This window comes from Pseudalkalibacillus hwajinpoensis (assembly GCF_015234585.1).
Classification (GTDB): Bacteria; Bacillota; Bacilli; order Bacillales; family Guptibacillaceae; genus Guptibacillus; species Guptibacillus hwajinpoensis_B.
Genome location: NZ_JADFCM010000008.1, coordinates 1,900,541 through 1,915,975 on the forward strand (window position 1 = coordinate 1,900,541; position 15,435 = coordinate 1,915,975).

Genomic DNA, 15,435 nt, shown 5'->3' on the forward strand with positions numbered 1-15,435 from the left:
GCAAGTCTTATGGCACCTTTCCTTACACATTCTTTGCGAAAAATACATATCCTATGTTAGGTATTCTAACATGCGATGCATTATCTTTTAGCGCCTATGCTATAATCATAGTAGATTGCCAGTTTAGAAGACTTCAATAGTATATGTAGCGGTAGCTGCATTATGAATATATCCACAGGGAGTGACTGGAGATGTCATACAAAGATAAAAAAGTTCTGCCAATCGGTTCAGTTAGTGAACTAACGGGACTATCTTTACGAAAAATCCGCTACTACGAAGAAAGAGGACTAATCTTGCCAGAACGATCTGGTGGCGGAACTCGAAAATTTTCATTTACGGATGTAGAGAAATTAATGGATATCGCCAATCAAATTGAAGATGGTATGCAAACATTTGAAATCAAAAAGCTATATAAGAAAGAAAAGCAGAAAGACAAAGATAAAATCAGAGATGAAATGATTCGTGGTCAACTAAATGCCGCTTTCAAAATGACGAAATAAACAAAACAGGCGACAAACGCCTGTTTTTTCATATGGACTCGTTTAAAATATACGATGCCGGGTATACCAATAAAGCATAACGATATTTATTTTAGGGGGTCTTCTAAATGAGTTTTCATTACACAGTTGAAACATCCAAAACAGTCGAACAGGCAGTCTCTGATTTAAGTACGGAACTTCAGACAGAAAAATTCGGTGTATTATGGGATTTCGATCTATCTGCTAAGTTACAAGAAAAAGGAATGGACTTTCATACACCTTATCGTGTTCTAGAAGTTTGCAATCCTAAAGAGGCTGAACGCGTTCTAAATGAAGACAAATTAGTTGGGTACTTTCTCCCATGTAAAATTGTTGTATATGAAGAAGATGGTCAAACTAAAATAGGGATGCCCAAGCCAACAACATTATTAAATTTAACGGGTGATGACAACTTAAGCGATATTGGCTCTGACATTGAAAAGCGCCTTGTTTCATGTATTGATAAAAGCAAATAGAATTACTGAACAAGAAGGTGTATCTCGTTAGAGATACACCTTCTTGTTTTATTAACCATTGTCTCGCAGAGCTGGCTCATAGCGATAGACAGTTAAATCAACTTTTGAATTAGTTAGAAAGACAATCCCTTCTCCTTCGAGCAACATTTTCTGATCAATAGAGCCTTCTTCCGTTTTGATACCAATTTCCCCTTTTGCGTTGATCACACGATGCCATGGGAGTTTATACTTCTGACTCATTGAATGGAGAATTCTAACCACTTGTCTTGCTCCTCTTCGACTTCCCGCACACTTTGCGATTTGTCCATATGTCATCACTTTACCAGATGGGATTTTACTAATAATCGAAACGACTTTCTCAGTAAATGGCTCCAAATACTTCACCCTCTAATGTCACTTTCTATCCACTTATTATAACAAAACCGACGTAATTCCAAAAAATAAAAAGCGTTGTATAAAAAAATGTTCGCGCTAGAAACTAAGTTTAGTCCGCTATTGCAAAGGAGTTTAAATGTAATGGATAAGCGAATAATTGATTGGCCTACCTTTCTAGGTGCTTTAAGTTTATTACTGCTCGTTACCGTCCCACTTACTCTTTTTCCCGAGAGTGGAAAGGAATTCGTCGATAAAGCAAATGAGTTTGTTACAACCCAATTTGGTGTCCTTTATTTAATTGTCGGTCTCGGTATTTTTTTCTTTTTGATCTATGTCGCGTTCAGTGATAATGGACGCGTGCGATTAGGTGAAGAAGGAGAACGTCCTGAATTCAATAATTTTTCTTGGGCAGGAATGCTATTCTGTGCAGGAATAGGATCAAGTATTTTATATTGGGGAACGATCGAATGGGCCTATTATTATCAAGGACCACCGTTTGGATTGGAGCCTGGAACAGAAGAAGCTATCCTATGGGCAAGTACATACGGAATCTTCCACTGGGGACCAATCGCATGGGCGATCTACACCCTTCCCGCTCTTCCTATGGCTTATTTCTACTATGTTCGTAAAAAACCCGTTCTCAAAATAAGTGAAGCGACAAGACCCTTAATCGGAAACCTTGTTGATGGACCTTTAGGGACTATTATTGATGTTCTATTCATGTTTGGACTCCTTGGGGGAGCAGGTACCACGCTTGCCCTTGGAACTCCTATGATCGCTGAAGGAATCGATGCTCTGACAGGTATTGGAGTAACAATGGGCTTAAAGACGATGATTCTTATTCTGGTCACAGCTATTTTTGCTATTAGTGCCTACTCAGGATTAAAGAAAGGAATTAAGGTGCTATCAGATATCAACTTAGTTCTCTCGATTTTTCTGCTTCTCTTTGTTTTAATAGTAGGTCCGACGCGGTTTCTCGTTGAAACGGCAACGAACAGTGTCGGCTTATTGTTAGATAACTTCTTTCATATGAGTACATGGACAGAGCCATTCAATGCTCTTGGTCCATATGATAAAACTGGATTCCCCGAGAGTTGGACCGTCTTCTACTGGGCATGGTGGCTTGTTTACGCACCTTTTGTCGGGCTATTCGTTGCCAAGATTTCAAGAGGTCGTTCTATTAAACAAATGATCCTTGGAACCATTAGTTACGGAACCCTGGGCAGCTTATTATTCTTTGGTATCCTTGGAAATTATGGACTTCATATGCAGTTAACAGGTGAATTCGACGTCATTAACGTACTCAATGACCAGGGTGCACCAAGAGCGATAATTGAAACGATTGCTCAGCTTCCCCTATCATGGTTTATGATTCTCGTTTTTGTTGTGTTAGCGATCATCTTTCTTGCGACTACGTTTGATTCTAGCTCCTATATTCTCGCTTCCGTTGTCCAAAAAGAGGTTAAAGATGAACCCCTCCGTTGGAATCGGCTCTTCTGGGCATTTGCTCTTTGCTTAATGCCACTGGTGCTGATGTTTGTTGGGGGACTTGGAACTCTCCAAACCGCAAGTATTGTCGGTGGGTTTCCTCTTCTATTTATCATGATTATGCTAGGTTGGTCGTTTATGCGTGCTTCAACAGCCGATATTAAAGCTTCTGAACACTATGAGCCCAAGACTTTTTCATTAAACTACAAAAAGATTTTACAGACAATTCGCCGCAAGAAAAATAAGCCGCAAAAAGGACCGATTGACGCGCATTTTGAAGACGATAAAAAAGACGACTAACTTTTCGGCACCCGATTCAAACACAAAACATGTTATTGATTATTTTTCCATATTTAAATTCTTGTTGACACTTTCAGTTGGTCATGATAAAAATTGAATAACTCTAAAATAATTGAACTGCTTTGAAGGAAACTAAGTAGCTACCTTTTCCCTATTGAAGAGAGCCGATGGTTGGTGAGAATCGGTATATAAAAGGACGTGAAATTCATTTCTGGAGCTTCTTTTGCAATCGCAAAAGACGGTGAAGATCGTTATACTATGAAGTGGTGAGTTCATCTCACAACCAGGGTGGTACCGCGATAACAATCGTCCCTACGGATAACGTAGGGACGATTTTTTTGTGGCATAGCGTGATCAGCATTTAATACAAATTGAAAGGAGAAAACAGCATGAGTCAAAACGAACAGTGGTCATCAAGACTTGGATTTATCCTAGCTGCAGCAGGTTCTGCCATCGGTCTTGGCGCAATTTGGAAATTCCCTTATACAGCAGGACAGAACGGAGGCGGGGCTTTCTTTCTGATCTTCATCCTATTCACCTTAATTCTCGGTCTCCCTCTTTTGCTTGCAGAGTTCTCTATTGGACGAACAGCTCAAAGTAATGCGGTAGATTCTTATAAAACCATTTCTCCTGAATCAAAATGGTATCGCGTAGGGATTATGGGCATGATTACTTCATTCATCTTGTTATCCTTTTACAGTGTTATTGGGGGCTGGATTATTGCCTACCTGTATAAAGCTGTGTCAGGAGAGTTAAATGGACTATCTTCAGACGAATACGCTCAGGTTTTTGGAACGACCATTTCAAATTCATTTATTAGCATATTCGCACAATTTATTTTTATTATTTTAACGATCCTTGTTGTAGCAAGAGGTGTTGAAAAAGGAATTGAACAAGCAAGTAAAATTATGATGCCTGCATTATTTCTTCTCTTTATTATTCTTGTCATTCGTGCGGTAACATTAGAAGGTTCGATGGACGGGATCTTATTCTTGCTTCAACCCGATTTCTCAAAAGTCACATCACAAACCATACTTGAAGCAATGGGTCAATCTTTCTTTACATTAAGTGTTGGTGTATCCGTTATGGTTACTTACAGTTCTTACTTACCAAAGACGCAGAGCTTACCACGCTCAGCGATCTCGATTGTCGCAATGAATATTTTCATTGTATTGCTTGCTGGTCTTGCGATCTTTCCTGCTGTATTTGCTTTCGATCTTGAAGCAGGCGCTGGTCCCGTTCTATTGTTCAATGTCCTTCCGACAGTCTTTGGGCAATTACCGTTCGGCATGCTCTTTTTCATTGCATTCTTAGTTCTTTTCTTATTTGCGGCATTAACCTCCGCCTTCTCTATGCTTGAAATCATTGTATCGGTGATATCAAAAGGCGATCTTAAGAAACGAAAAAAATGGGCATGGATTATCGGACTTGCGATCTTTGTTGTTGGAATTCCCTCTGCCCTATCATACGGCGTTTTAAGCGACGCGACATTATTTAATAAAACGATTTTTGATTTAGCTGATTATGCAGTAAGTAACGTTTTGTTACCAATAGGAGCTTTGTTAATTTCACTATTTGTTCCATTAAAAATGAAGAAATCAGCACTCTATGAGGAATTAAAACGTGGAAGTGGCTTAAAAAAAGGATTGTTTGAAACGTGGTATTTTCTTATTCGCTTCGTTGCACCTCTTCTTATTTTGTTCGTCATGTTAGATGTCCTTGGTATCTGGTAGTATGAGTAAAAGCCTCACCAATCTGGTGAGGCTTTCTTGTTATATCATAATCTGTTATTCAGCATCTTCCTCTTCACCAGGAGAAGCTGGTTTTGGTTCGTCTTTAAGATCAAAATAAGCTTCAAATAATCGTCTAGCTATGTCTTTATTTACTGATTCATTTCGATCACTACTTAAGCTAGGGACTACAACGGCTAAGGCAATTTCAGGGTCCTCATAAGGAGCATAGCCAACAAAGGTTAAATTAAACCCCTTAACCTGATTATCATTACCGAATGACACCTGAGCAGTCCCTGTTTTACCCGCATGAGTGAAATCTACTCCCTTAAAATACTTTGTCGCTGTACCATTGGTAGCATTCGTCACTCGCCATAAACCATTTTGCACTCGATTTATATCACTTTGACTCATTTGAATACGATTCATTACGTTTGTATCGAACTGATCCACGATAATATTCGATAACCCATCGACATTTGAAGCTTCATGAACTTCTTTTAAAAAGTGTGGTTGAATTCTTTTCCCGTCGTTCGCAATCGTTGAAATATACTGAGCCATCTGCAAGGGGGTATACGTATCAAACTGACCAATCATTAAATCCATTAAGTTACCAATTTGCTGAATGCCTCCATTGATTCCTGTTGTTTCAATTGGCATATCAATTCCCGTCTTATTGCCTAATCCAAATTGATTGAAGTGATAACGAACAGCATTATAGCCATCTCGATTCCAGGGAATCCCGCTTGTGTCTGGAACATAATCAAACCCTGCTATCATCATAGCGATTCGGTACATATACACGTTGGAGGATCTTTCTAATGCTTCCACATCATTTACCCACCCTAAGTTTGCATATGAAGCTTTCTTTGGAGTAGAAGGAATAGATATTGGAGTATCGAACAGAGTTGTTCCATGGCTAATCACACCCGTTTCATAACCCGTTAGGACGGACGCCCCTTTCACCGCTGATCCCATTTCATATGATTCTGAAAGGGTCCCATAGGAATACTCGATATACTCATTTTCTTTCGAGCTATATTTTGTTCCACCAAATGCTAATACCTCACCCGTTTCTGGATCCATTCCAATCGCATACGCACGATCAGCGTATGGGTTCCCACGAGCTCTAGCTTTTCTTAATTCCTCTTCAAGAATCGATTCAAGCTTCTGCTGAAGATCTATATCTACTGTAAGAACGAGATCATTCCCTCTTTTTCCTGGAGTCACCTCAGGTTCACCTATTGGTTTGCCCGATTTATCCGTTACGTACTTCTTCATCGCTTTCTGCCCTCTTAATAAATCCTCATACTGCTTCTCAAGATAGCTGATGCCTACAAGATCATTATTGTCGTAGCCTTTCATTGTATAAGCATCTAAAGATTCTTTAGGGATTTGTCCTAGATTACCAAACATCGTCTCCATCGTTTCATCGTATGGATAGACACGTTCGGCATCTGGTGAGATATCAACTCCAGGAAGCTCTTCTAGGTTCTCGCTCACTTTTGCGATTTCTTCTCTCGTTAATCCTTTTTTAATAGCCTGAGAAGAAAGCGCATACCCAGTATCCATTTGTCTTTTAATTGCCGCTATTTTTAGTTCCTCTTGATTACTCGTTATTTCTTTAAGATCTTCTTCTTTAATCCGATCAATTTGCAATTGATATGCTTTTTTAGAATCAAGATCATTCCATTCTTCTTCCGATAACTTCTCCTTTGCCTTTTCTGGTCTCGTGATAATCCAAAAATCCTTTAAATCTCGTTCAGTCACTTTATCTGTATCTATTTCTATGTATGCTGCTAACTTACGAGCTACATCAAGTCTTTCCTGCTGTTTCGTGTTCTGATTTCGGATATACGTTAATGTAAACGTTGGTTCGTTATCAACAAGTACTCTTCCATATCGATCATACATCTTCCCTCTTGGTGCTGATGATTTCGCTGTCACATTTTCTGTTTGCTCTGAAATTCGCTCAAAATCTTCCCCTTGCACAATTTGGATCACACCAAGTCGTAAGATTAAAACAGAAAACAATAAAAAAACAAAAAGAAATAAGATATTCAGCCGAAATGGCACATGTGTTTTCTTCATTTTTTCTTTAATCATAAAGGCCCCCCACGACATTTCCTTATCTTCCCAACTATCATAACATAGGTTTATTAGGACTTTTTTCCTTATTAGAAAATAAATACAATTTCATAACACCTAAAAAAACGCTTACTTTCTCTATAGTTAGACGATTCAATTCGTTTGAATGGTTCAATTCAAATGGTAAAAGTAGCTATATATAATCAATTCAGTCCTTTTTTCGCTTTTTTCCCCATAAAGACATAACAAAAGGAGCGTGTTTAGTTAACACACTCCTTTACGTATTTCTATTAAGGTCTAACTTATAGTATTGGAGAAAGCAAGCGTGAAATTGATTCTTTAAAACGTATCCAAAGCGAGCGTTCAAGATATCCCACTTCTGTTAGTTCCTCACTCTTCTTCATATCGTTAATGAAAATATTCTCCAGTTTCTTTGAGATTTCCTCATCATAGATAAAGGCATTTACTTCGAAATTAAGTCGAAAGCTACGAACATCAATATTTGCTGTTCCTACTGAAGATATTTCGCTATCAACCGCAATGGTTTTAGCGTGAATAAACCCGTTCTGGTAAATGTAAATTCTAGCTCCCGCTTTCAGTAATTCTCCCACATAAGAATAGGTTGCCCAGTATACAAACAAATGGTCAGGTTTGTTGGGAATCATTAACCTCACATCAACCCCGCTAAGAGCCGCTATACGTAAAGCATCTAACAGACTTGCATCTGGTATAAAGTAAGGGGTTTGAATGAATATGGTGCGTTTTGCTGATGTAATAAGTTTAATGTACCCATTTTTAATTTGTTCCCATTCTGAATCTGGTCCACTACTGACGACCTGCACACCTGCTTTTCCAATCGATTCGATAATAGGAAAGTAACAAGATTCATAACCTACTTTGTTCCGAGCAGCATGATTCCAATCTAAGAGGAACCTTGTTTGCATAGCGAGCGTTGCACTTCCTTCTATTCGTAGATGTGTATCACGCCAATACCCAAACTTCGGATTTAAACCTAAGTACTCATCACCAACATTAAACCCACCAACATAGCCAAGTTTCCCATCAATAATAACGAGCTTGCGGTGATTTCGGTAATTCAAGCGAGTATTGACATATGGAATTCGAGAAGGGAAAAACACCTCCACTTCTCCTCCCGCTGCAATTAAATCTCGGAAGAATCGCTTCCTTGTTTTTCTTGAACCCATTTCATCATAAAGAACACGTACCTTCACACCTTCTTGTGCCTTTTGAGTCAACTTTTCTACCAGTTTCCTACCAAGATCATCTTTTTGAAAAATATAGTATTGAAAGTGAATATGATCACTCGCACGGCCAATATCCTCAATTAGGGCGTTAAATTTTTCTTCTCCATCTGTAAAAACGCTTATTGCATTATCCTGAGTAAGTACTGCGTCATCATTTACAAGATGCATATAAATAAGATCTTTATGTCTGGCAATTTCTTCATGTCTAAATGGATAAATCCCGCTTTTGATCTCACTAACTTGTTCCTCAATTAAATCCTCGATTCCTACTTTTTTAATATTATCCCAATCAAATAATCTTCTTCGACTAAGGTTTTGTCCAAAAACTAAATACATCACAAAACCAAGTAGAGGAATAAAAAGAAGGACCATTAGCCAGGCCCACGTGGCCCCAGCATCCTTTCGTTCCAGGAAAATAACGAGCGCAGCAAAACCAAGATTAAGAACGAATAATATTCCTAATAAAATCGATATAATGTGCATAAATAATAACTCCTTTATTAACCACAATGACAAATTTTACTCTCTAATCCCTTAAGTTTACCTTATTTCTAAACTGTTATTAAGATTAATTGTGAAACAAGTGAATCCTTTCCATGTTTTATCTCGTTATTAAGTGATTTTACCCATTTTCTCTTATTAGTTGAAACAAAAAATATTGAATTATATTACATGAAAGCTATTCCACTTCTTCTTTTTTCAAAGTAAAATAGAAGCAACAAATACAAGGAGGGGTTTAAATGAATGGTAAACCAATTCATTTCGATGGAAGCTCTGTTCCCTCTGTAACTTCAGCTAAGAATCAACCTCTTAAAATCACTGATGACGTTCGAAAATGTATCAGCTGCAATCCATTTCAACTGCCACCAACTAAATAATTCTTCATAAAAGCCTTGCTCATCTAGCAAGGCTTTTATGACTTTGACTTGATTTAATTACTATGAGGCAAATTCCTTGAATCAATCTTACGTCTGTTTTATAATTTGTCTTGAATTAAAAATAACTCAATTCAAGATAATTGGAACGAATAGGAAAGGAATGAATCTGTAATGGCAAAAGTTTTATACATCACTGCTCATCCACACGATGATACTCAATCTTATAGCATGGCAGTAGGTAAAGCATTTATAGAGACGTATAAGCAAGAAAATGAAAACGATGAGGTTGTTCATATAGATCTTTATAGTGAGCATATTCCTCAAATCGATGCTGATGTGTTCAGCGGCTGGGGAAAATTGCAGTCTGGAAAAGGGTTTGAAGAACTATCAGCAAGTGAGCAAGAAAAAGTACAGCGTCTTAATGAATTAAGTGAAGAATTTATTGAAGCAGATAAATATGTATTCGTTACTCCACTCTGGAATTTCTCTTTCCCTCCAGTAATGAAAGCCTATTTTGACTCTGTATCTGTGGCTGGTAAAGCCTTTAAATATACTGAAAATGGCCCTGTAGGTCTTTTAACAGATAAAAAAGCCATTCATATCCAGGCACGTGGTGGCGTGTATTCTGTAGGTCCCGCTGCTGAAATGGAAATGGGCCATCGTTACTTCACAACGATGATGCAATTCTACGGTGTTCCAGAATACGAAGGACTCTTTGTAGAAGGTCATAATGCTATGCCAGATAAAGCAGAAGAAATTAAACAGGATGCTATTGCTCGTGCAAAAGACACTGCACATACATTCTAATCTCGATATTTATTTACGAAAACCAGCTGAAGAACTAATTTCAGCTGGTTTTTTATACCTCCACTTCATACCCCTGCTTTTCCACTACTTTCTGTATATCTGAGGAAGACACTTCATTTTTATCATAAGTTACTTTAGCATTTCCTTCCTTGAGATGAACTTCTACAGCCAAAACTCCATTCAATTCTAGTAAAGCAGTCCGAACGATCACCATACAATTTTCTCCAGTCATTCCTTTAATCTTCAAAGTTGTTTTTTCCACTTCTTGTTCACCCCTCCAGTTGTTAAGTTGACTCTATTCTTCCCCTATTCTTGTTAAAGTACTATGTCCAAGAATTTAAAGCTAGAACTTTCAATTATAGCAAAAGACAGCAGGGGAAATTCCCTAACTGTCTTTTTGAGCTGCGGCCCAGAATACCCACCAGATCAATAATGGTTGGAAAAGTAATCTCACCCATAATAATACTTGATTTGCTTCATCTTGCCCTGGAGCAGGTACGCCAGCAATTGCTGCATAAATATTTGCTGGAAAAATGGCGATTAAATATATGACCGTCCACAATCTAGCCTGTTTTCGTGTGGAAGGAACAAGTAGAAGAATCGCTAATACGACCTCTATGATTCCAGTTAAATAAATGAGGCCGAGTTTGAACGGAACCCAATCGGGTACCATTGCGGCAAAACCTTCACCCTGAAGAAAATGAGCAAATCCTGCAAAAATAAAGAAGAAAGCAAATAAGACGAGCGCTATCATCCGAATCGTTTTTTTCATAAAGTATCTCCTTTTCACTTCGATTCTTTCATGATAGCAAACTCACCTTCATTTGTTGAAGGAAAACGCTTAGCGAAGCAGCTCCTTAATTGTATATGGAAGCATTTCATGAAGCGTTTCAAAAGAATAGGTGAGTTCAAGCCGTTCTGTCCATTTATGCGCATCTTTACCCTTAGGTCCAAGGTTCATGACGGGAACTTTTAGCTGCTCTAAAGCTTCTAGAGGCAATTCGTATGATTGACCATATAACGGCATGTTGCTCATTAATGGTTGGATTGTTTCTTTCGTTCTTTCAAGCCCTACGAAGCTTAAATCAGAAAGTCCAGGAAAATAATGTTGAGGTTTCAGCGTCACCTTATGTTTAGTTGAACTATAAGCGACCACTCGCTGAATGGTTTCCTGAATAAAAGAATCATGCCTGGAAGATACAGCCGGATAAAATGGCGGATTATAAAAAAGGATAATCATCGGACCATCATCTTTACAAAGTGCGGCTAAATCAAAAACCATTCTTGTTGAAAGATCTCGATCGCCTAGATCTTTAAAATTGGCAGATATATAATCTTGCCGACGTTTAATTTCTGCCTCCCCAAACAGCATAACAGCACGTTGGTGCAGCTGCTCATAAGTCAGAACGTTAACCTTGAATGGTTCAGGGACATAGTTTTGGAGCATGGAGAACGCTGTAGCTTTCTCCAAATAGTGATTTTCAATGCGTTTGGCAGCAACTTTGACTGCCTCCATTAATTGATTTGTAATATGCTGAATGCTCCTCTCCATACCAAGAACATTGAAAAGAGTTACACCCACATGCGGAATCTGTACGGAGTATCCTTCTTTTAAATCCTTTTGCATTAAGTTAGTTGGCGGAGGCGTTACCTCCCCATCGACAACTTCACAAAAATCAGCGTTAAGCTCAAGCTCTCTTGTTACTTCAGCAGCCATGTAGTTAGCGTTCAATCCTGAGAACGGCTCACCAACGTGCGTTTCTTGACCGTAACAGAAAAAGCCAGGTAATAGCTTTCCAATTGATCCTGAATAAACATACAAGTTCTGGTCGCCAGGATAATTTGTAAAAACAGGTTCTGAATTTAAGCAAGCAGTATAAATTAAATCATGCTGTTTAGCCATTTCGACAAGTACAGGAACAGCTTCGATCATGCCAAGTGAATTCGCTTCTTCATCAGGAACGGTAAGAAATAAAATATTCCCATCAAATTCACCAAAATTTGCTTTTTCAAGCATACTCATTTGAAGGGCAATCCCAGCTTTCATATCCATTACACCACGCCCAAACATCCACTCGCCACTTGTAAGGTCGTTCTGAACTTCAACCGGCATTTTATCAATATTTTTGTATATTTCTTCTGTAAGATCATATGGACTAAAAGCTAGATTTTTGAATTGTCCGTAGTCTTCTATGTCTACCACATCAAAATGGCTAATTAAAATAACTGTTTTCTTAGACCGTCCTTTTTTAATAAGTCCTGTAACGAAAGAGCGACCATCACTTGTTGGATGAAGAGCGAGCATATTAGGATTGTCTTTGAAATAGTCCAAATCTTGAAGCTGAAGGTGAATATATTCAGCAAGTGCTACCTCCGGATATGATCCCGTTACACTCTGATGTTCAACTAGTCTGGATAGTAAGTACATTAAGGTTTCTTTCGTTTGCCATTTCCCCATCTCATCGCCCCCTCATATGTCTGTTATTTTTGCAAATCCAACCTGTTTTTGGTAGGTTTAATGGGAATAGACGGACTTTTATGAACACTTTTTCCGTTTATCATATTTTATACATACTAAACCCGAAAAGACCAGCAGAAATGAGGGGAACAATGACAATTATATTCGCTCACAGAGGCGCAAGTAGACAATGCCCCGAGAACACAATAAGTGCTTATCAACGCGCTGTTCATCTTGGAGCAGGCGGAATCGAAATTGATATTCAGCTTTCAAAAGATGGGATCCCTGTCGTCATTCATGATCGAACGTTGAAAAGGACAACATCCGGAAAGGGGATTGTGACACAAACAACTCTCTCTGACCTCAAAAAACTTGATGCGGGAAGTTGGTTTTCTCCCGATTTTAAACATGAAAAAATCCCTTCGTTAGAAGAGGTTTTGTTATGGGCAGCAGACTACCCAGATGTTTGGTTAAACATTGAATTAAAATACTATCGAGAAGACGACGAACAGCTTGCCAAAGTGGCGATTCCACTCATTAAGAAATATCGCTCTGAGAAAAATACGATGATTTCTAGCTTTGAACATCAACGGCTGATAGATGTGCATAAGTTATGGCCAAAATTAGAAACAGCACCTCTTTATAAGGGGAATTTACATGAGCCATGGCATTATGCTAAGAAATTAAAAGCAAAAGCGATCCATCCGCAATTCAAATCCATCCATGCATCACTCGTAAAAGCAGTGCATTCACATGGCATTAAAATACGTCCTTATACGGTCAATGACGAAAAAGGACTCAGACAATTCCTCGATTGGGAAGTGGATGGAATTATGACAGACGTCCCAGACCTGGCGCTTAATATCATGCATAATAAACAAATTCCTCAACAAAAGAAGTCATGGTGGAAAACTGTCTGGAGTGTGGTAACAAAGTAAAGCAAGATTTGCGACATCTATTTTAGGACATGCTATACTTTTGGGGTCACGAAAGAAGTAATAAAGGAGCGATTGCATGTCTTCAGCATTATTTACACCATATACTATTAAAAATGTCACCTTCCCTAACCGGATTGTGATGAGTCCCATGTGCATGTATTCATGTGAAGCACAGGATGGTAAAGCCACAAACTTCCACTATATTCACTACACTTCCAGAGCTGTAGGAGGAACAGGCTTGATTTTCACAGAAGCAGCAGCCGTCACAGAACAAGGTCGTATTTCTCCACAGGATCTTGGAATCTGGAGTGATGACCATATCGAAGGATTAAAAAAAATTGTTCATCTTTCTCAAGAACAGGGATCAAAAGTTGGCATTCAACTTGCGCACGCAGGTCGAAAAGCCGTTCTGGATGGACCGATTATCGCACCATCTTCCATTCCTTTCAATGATGAGATGAAAACACCAGAAGAAATGACGGTCGAACAAATTAAGGAAACCATCGTTGCTTTTAGAAAAGGAGCGGCACGAGCGAAGGAAGCAGGATTCGATGTGATTGAACTACACGGCGCTCACGGATATTTAATCAATGAATTTCTATCCCCACTCACTAACAAACGTAAGGATGAATATGGCGGTTCAAAAGAAAACCGTTATCGTTTCTTAAAAGAAACCATTAATGAAGTAAACAAAGTTTGGGACGGACCACTATTCGTTCGAATTTCTGCTGAGGAATACCATGAAGAAGGTAATACAATGGAGGATTTCGTTTATTTTTCTGACGAAATGAAAAAGCAAGGCGTCGATCTTGTTGATTGTAGTACTGGTGGAGTTGTTCCTGCGCGTATTCAAGCCTACCCAGGTTATCAGGTAAAGCATGCCGAACAAATCCGAAGGGAATCTAACATTGCAACTGGAGCCGTTGGATTAATTACCCATCCTCTTCAAGCAGAAGAGATCATTCAAAATGAACGCGCGGATCTCGTTTTACTCGCTAGAGAAATGTTAAGAGATCCTTATTGGGCTAGAACTGCCGCAGCTGAACTTGGAGGAGATTTAAAAGCTCCTAAACAATATGAACGTGGTTGGAACTAATGTGTTGAAATAGATATAGATAAAGCGAGCTCAAGTTGAGCTCGCTTTTCTTAATGGAATATGTACCGTTGTCTGGTCCTCCATTAAATCGGTATTTTCAAAAACATTTCTCGCTTCTTCCACCAGTCCTACAACATCAGATTCCTGGTATCGAGAACTAATATGATTTAACAACAGTTTCTCCACCCGAGCATCCTTTGCAATCCTAGCTGCTTGCACTGTAGTGGAATGATAATACTCATACGCTAGTCTAGTGTTTGCCTCAGAAAAAGTAGCTTCATGAATCAAAACGTCGGCATTTCTGGCAAAATCAATGGTCTTTTCTGTAAATCTTGTATCGCCACAAACGACAATGTGCCTACCTTTAATGGTTGGTCCTGTCACGTCACACGCATGAATCGTTTGCCCATTCTCCAGTTTAATTGAACTACCGCTTTTCAACTTTTGATAGATCGGTCCAGGCTGTACGCCGAGAGCCTTTAATTTTTCAACATTTAACGTACCTGCTTTATCCCTTTCTTCAATGCGATAACCAAAGCTATCGATTCCGTGCTCCAAAAGAGCAACCTTAATGGAAAAATGAGATTCATTCACTTGAACCCCGTCCTCTACTTCTACAATACGCAGCGGATAACGTAGGTAGGTGCCACTAATCCGAATCGCTGTATCAATAAAATCAGCTAATCCTTTGGGACCGTATACAACCAACTCTGATTCTCCTCCCTGAAAGGAGCGACTTCCAAGGATGCCTGGTAATCCAAAAATGTGGTCTCCGTGCAAATGAGTAATGAAAATTTTTGTCATTTTACTAAGTGAAATAGATGAAGTAAGAATTTGATGTTGTGTCGCTTCTCCACAGTCAAATAACCATACTTCTCCAGAATCCAATCGAAGGGCTGCGGAACTGACGTTGCGTTTTGTGGAAGGAACACCGGCACCCGTCCCAAGAAATGTGATTTCCATCTAAATCCTCCTTTTCATCGTCTCTTTATCGCAAACATTTAGATGATCAGCTACA

General features: G+C 38.9%; 15 protein-coding genes and 1 other annotated feature. Of the genes, 8 read left to right on the plus strand and 7 right to left on the minus strand.

The features are described from left to right. The first annotated feature begins 191 nt into the window (after positions 1-191). Positions 192-500 (plus strand): MerR family transcriptional regulator, encoded by a 309-nt coding sequence (locus IQ283_RS21400; RefSeq protein WP_194222063.1) that lies wholly within the window; start codon positions 192-194, stop codon positions 498-500. Between the two features lie 107 nt (positions 501-607). Further along, a complete protein-coding gene (locus IQ283_RS21405) occupies positions 608-994 on the plus strand; it encodes a DUF302 domain-containing protein (RefSeq protein ID WP_194222064.1) in 387 nt (128 codons plus the stop codon). Positions 995-1,045: 51 nt separating this feature from the next. On the opposite strand, the gene IQ283_RS21410 is transcribed toward IQ283_RS21405, so the two are convergent. Continuing rightward, positions 1,046-1,369: an MGMT family protein gene (locus IQ283_RS21410; protein ID WP_194222065.1), complete on the minus strand. Its 324-nt coding sequence runs from the start codon at positions 1,367-1,369 to the stop codon at positions 1,046-1,048. A gap of 141 nt (positions 1,370-1,510) precedes the next feature. Between IQ283_RS21410 and IQ283_RS21415 the strand changes: the two genes are divergently transcribed. Both IQ283_RS21415 and IQ283_RS21420 read left to right on the plus strand, forming a co-directional pair. Further along, entirely contained in the window at positions 1,511-3,157 is a 1,647-nt protein-coding gene (locus IQ283_RS21415; RefSeq protein ID WP_194222066.1) for a BCCT family transporter, read from the plus strand. A 113-nt stretch (positions 3,158-3,270) separates the two neighbouring features. Continuing rightward, positions 3,271-3,474 (plus strand) — a binding site (T-box leader). 72 nt (positions 3,475-3,546) lie between these two features. Beyond that, positions 3,547-4,890, plus strand: a complete 1,344-nt coding sequence (locus tag IQ283_RS21420) for a sodium-dependent transporter (RefSeq protein WP_194222067.1) — start codon at positions 3,547-3,549, stop codon at positions 4,888-4,890. 54 nt (positions 4,891-4,944) lie between these two features. On the opposite strand, the gene IQ283_RS21425 is transcribed toward IQ283_RS21420, so the two are convergent. Next, positions 4,945-6,993 carry a peptidoglycan D,D-transpeptidase FtsI family protein gene (locus tag IQ283_RS21425; RefSeq protein ID WP_194222068.1) on the minus strand — a complete coding sequence of 683 codons (2,049 nt, stop codon included), beginning with the start codon at positions 6,991-6,993 and terminating at the stop codon, positions 4,945-4,947. Between the two features lie 284 nt (positions 6,994-7,277). After that, positions 7,278-8,723: a cardiolipin synthase gene (cls, locus tag IQ283_RS21430; protein ID WP_194222069.1), complete on the minus strand. Its 1,446-nt coding sequence runs from the start codon at positions 8,721-8,723 to the stop codon at positions 7,278-7,280. A gap of 257 nt (positions 8,724-8,980) precedes the next feature. Here cls and IQ283_RS21435 point away from each other — a divergent pair, with 257 nt between their 5' ends. Then, a complete protein-coding gene (locus tag IQ283_RS21435) occupies positions 8,981-9,118 on the plus strand; it encodes a hypothetical protein (protein ID WP_194222070.1) in 138 nt (45 codons plus the stop codon). 171 nt (positions 9,119-9,289) lie between these two features. Then, the gene (locus IQ283_RS21440) at positions 9,290-9,925 is read left to right on the plus strand and encodes an FMN-dependent NADH-azoreductase (RefSeq protein WP_194222071.1); all 636 of its coding nucleotides are present in this window, start codon (positions 9,290-9,292) and stop codon (positions 9,923-9,925) included. A 52-nt stretch (positions 9,926-9,977) separates the two neighbouring features. Here the strand turns inward: IQ283_RS21440 and IQ283_RS21445 are convergent, their stop codons facing one another. From IQ283_RS21445 to IQ283_RS21455, 3 genes are all read right to left on the minus strand, one after another. Further along, complete coding sequence (locus IQ283_RS21445) at positions 9,978-10,187, minus strand: heavy-metal-associated domain-containing protein (protein WP_242057408.1); 210 nt, start codon at positions 10,185-10,187, stop codon at positions 9,978-9,980. Between the two features lie 123 nt (positions 10,188-10,310). Beyond that, on the minus strand, positions 10,311-10,697 hold the full coding sequence (locus tag IQ283_RS21450; RefSeq protein WP_194222072.1) for a DoxX family protein: 387 nt from the start codon (positions 10,695-10,697) through the stop codon (positions 10,311-10,313). 69 nt (positions 10,698-10,766) lie between these two features. Then, entirely contained in the window at positions 10,767-12,383 is a 1,617-nt protein-coding gene (locus IQ283_RS21455; protein ID WP_194222073.1) for a M20/M25/M40 family metallo-hydrolase, read from the minus strand. Between the two features lie 152 nt (positions 12,384-12,535). On the opposite strand from IQ283_RS21455, the gene IQ283_RS21460 reads away from it, so the two are divergent. Both IQ283_RS21460 and namA read left to right on the plus strand, forming a co-directional pair. Continuing rightward, positions 12,536-13,321 (plus strand): glycerophosphodiester phosphodiesterase, encoded by a 786-nt coding sequence (locus tag IQ283_RS21460; protein ID WP_194222074.1) that lies wholly within the window; start codon positions 12,536-12,538, stop codon positions 13,319-13,321. A gap of 76 nt (positions 13,322-13,397) precedes the next feature. Continuing rightward, the gene (gene namA, locus IQ283_RS21465; protein ID WP_194222075.1) at positions 13,398-14,417 is read left to right on the plus strand and encodes an NADPH dehydrogenase NamA; all 1,020 of its coding nucleotides are present in this window, start codon (positions 13,398-13,400) and stop codon (positions 14,415-14,417) included. Between the two features lie 30 nt (positions 14,418-14,447). Here namA and rnz read toward each other — a convergent pair whose 3' ends face one another. After that, positions 14,448-15,380 (minus strand): ribonuclease Z, encoded by a 933-nt coding sequence (gene rnz, locus IQ283_RS21470; protein ID WP_194222076.1) that lies wholly within the window; start codon positions 15,378-15,380, stop codon positions 14,448-14,450. Positions 15,381-15,435 lie beyond the last annotated feature (55 nt).

Bases quoted from the DNA above. Each gene is read 5' to 3' on its own strand.
- IQ283_RS21440 (WP_194222071.1), top strand. From the start codon at position 9,290: ATGGCAAAAGTTTTATACATCACTGCTCATCCACACGATGATACTCAA.
- IQ283_RS21425 (WP_194222068.1), bottom strand. From the start codon at position 6,993: ATGATTAAAGAAAAAATGAAGAAAACACATGTGCCATTTCGGCTGAAT.
- IQ283_RS21450 (WP_194222072.1), bottom strand. From the start codon at position 10,697: ATGAAAAAAACGATTCGGATGATAGCGCTCGTCTTATTTGCTTTCTTC.
- namA (WP_194222075.1), top strand. From the start codon at position 13,398: ATGTCTTCAGCATTATTTACACCATATACTATTAAAAATGTCACCTTC.
- IQ283_RS21435 (WP_194222070.1), top strand. From the start codon at position 8,981: ATGAATGGTAAACCAATTCATTTCGATGGAAGCTCTGTTCCCTCTGTA.
- IQ283_RS21405 (WP_194222064.1), top strand. From the start codon at position 608: ATGAGTTTTCATTACACAGTTGAAACATCCAAAACAGTCGAACAGGCA.
- IQ283_RS21420 (WP_194222067.1), top strand. From the start codon at position 3,547: ATGAGTCAAAACGAACAGTGGTCATCAAGACTTGGATTTATCCTAGCT.
- IQ283_RS21400 (WP_194222063.1), top strand. From the start codon at position 192: ATGTCATACAAAGATAAAAAAGTTCTGCCAATCGGTTCAGTTAGTGAA.
- rnz (WP_194222076.1), bottom strand. From the start codon at position 15,380: ATGGAAATCACATTTCTTGGGACGGGTGCCGGTGTTCCTTCCACAAAA.
- IQ283_RS21460 (WP_194222074.1), top strand. From the start codon at position 12,536: ATGACAATTATATTCGCTCACAGAGGCGCAAGTAGACAATGCCCCGAG.
- IQ283_RS21455 (WP_194222073.1), bottom strand. From the start codon at position 12,383: ATGGGGAAATGGCAAACGAAAGAAACCTTAATGTACTTACTATCCAGA.
- cls (WP_194222069.1), bottom strand. From the start codon at position 8,723: ATGCACATTATATCGATTTTATTAGGAATATTATTCGTTCTTAATCTT.
- IQ283_RS21415 (WP_194222066.1), top strand. From the start codon at position 1,511: ATGGATAAGCGAATAATTGATTGGCCTACCTTTCTAGGTGCTTTAAGT.